The 1,085-nt window shown below is 60.9% G+C and carries 2 protein-coding genes; both read right to left on the bottom strand.

From position 1 onward, the window contains the following. Nucleotides 1-38 precede the first annotated feature (38 nt). The gene (pilM, locus tag KSAC_RS17145) at nucleotides 39-512 is read right to left on the bottom strand and encodes a type IV pilus biogenesis protein PilM (RefSeq protein WP_132307119.1); all 474 of its coding nucleotides are present in this window, start codon (nucleotides 510-512) and stop codon (nucleotides 39-41) included. An 18-nt stretch (nucleotides 513-530) separates the two neighbouring features. Beyond that, nucleotides 531-1,043, bottom strand: coding sequence for a type 4 pilus major pilin (locus KSAC_RS17140; protein ID WP_102326035.1), 513 nt, complete (start codon nucleotides 1,041-1,043; stop codon nucleotides 531-533). Nucleotides 1,044-1,085 lie beyond the last annotated feature (42 nt).

Below are 1,085 nucleotides of genomic sequence, written 5' to 3'. Positions count from 1 at the left end.
CACGATCGTTGCGATCAGGACACCAACAATATTTTCCATCAGAAACCTGTTCCGGTGAAGGATACACAGGAGACGACATCGCCTGCCGGTACCGTGACCGGCAGTGGTCCCATGTTCCCGTATGAAGGGGTCTCCCAGGTGGAGCCCTCGGAGATGCCTATGCTCTGGTCGCCCGCCGCAAGGCGGCGGGCACTGGAGATGGAGGACCCGGACAGCGCCATCCATGTAACGACCTGCGTTGTCCCGGCATCGCGCGTGACGAAATTTCCGGCCGTAGAGAGGCCGGGGCCGTCTGCTGGCACGCCAATCTGGTCAAGGGGGACGGTACCGGAGAAGGCGGGATTGCGTTCGACATAGGTCTGCACGGCAGCCTTGTAGGCAAGCCATGAGAGCGCGGCGGGGTCGGCTACGATGTCAGCGACCGGCCGGATCTGCCGGTTGGTGACACCAAGCCCTTGCGAGAGGGCGCCGACGATGACAAGCATTGCCAGCGCGAGGATCAGGAAAGGCATCGCGGATGTCCTTTACGCCTAGCCGTCATACTCGAAGATAATGGTCGTCGTGGCTCCGGACTGGATGGCGTTGCAGGCGTTGGCGATCTCGCTCGTCGATGAGGTATCGGTTGGTGTGATCGTCGTGCCGCCGACGGTGATGTTGGATGCGGCCTGTGAACGGACGAACGAGGCGCAGCCATCGCTCTGCACATTGCTCCACAATGCCTGCCAGCCCGCACCGCCATTGGCACTGCTCAGGGTTACGGTGGAGTTGGGCCATGGGCCCGTGATGCTGCTGCCGTCCCCGTTGGTCATGCCATGTGGGACGGCGGCAGCCTTGATCGCAACCGAATTGGAGAGGTCGGAGTAATTGGCGGCCGACATGCCGCCATGGTAGAGTCCTTCGATATTGGTGAAGAGATTGCTCTGGTAGCCGGCCGCCGTTTCGGCGCTGCTTTTGTGGAACAGTTCGTAGATGAGGCCCAGCAGGGCTGCGAGTGCCAGCAGGGCTGTAACGACTTTGACGACAATAGGGACAATGGTGTCCATTACGTGATCTTCCTTTCTGTATTCAGGGGTTGTTCGGGGGGG

Source organism: Komagataeibacter saccharivorans (genome assembly GCF_004348195.1).
Taxonomy (GTDB): domain Bacteria; phylum Pseudomonadota; class Alphaproteobacteria; order Acetobacterales; family Acetobacteraceae; genus Komagataeibacter; species Komagataeibacter saccharivorans.
The sequence above is the reverse complement of the archived record's forward strand: the minus strand, read 5'-3'. Positions and strand labels throughout refer to the sequence as shown.

Coding starts and splice junctions, on each gene's coding strand:
- KSAC_RS17140 (WP_102326035.1), bottom strand. CDS start 1,043: ATGGACACCATTGTCCCTATTGTCGTCAAAGTCGTTACAGCCCTGCTG.
- pilM (WP_132307119.1), bottom strand. CDS start 512: ATGCCTTTCCTGATCCTCGCGCTGGCAATGCTTGTCATCGTCGGCGCC.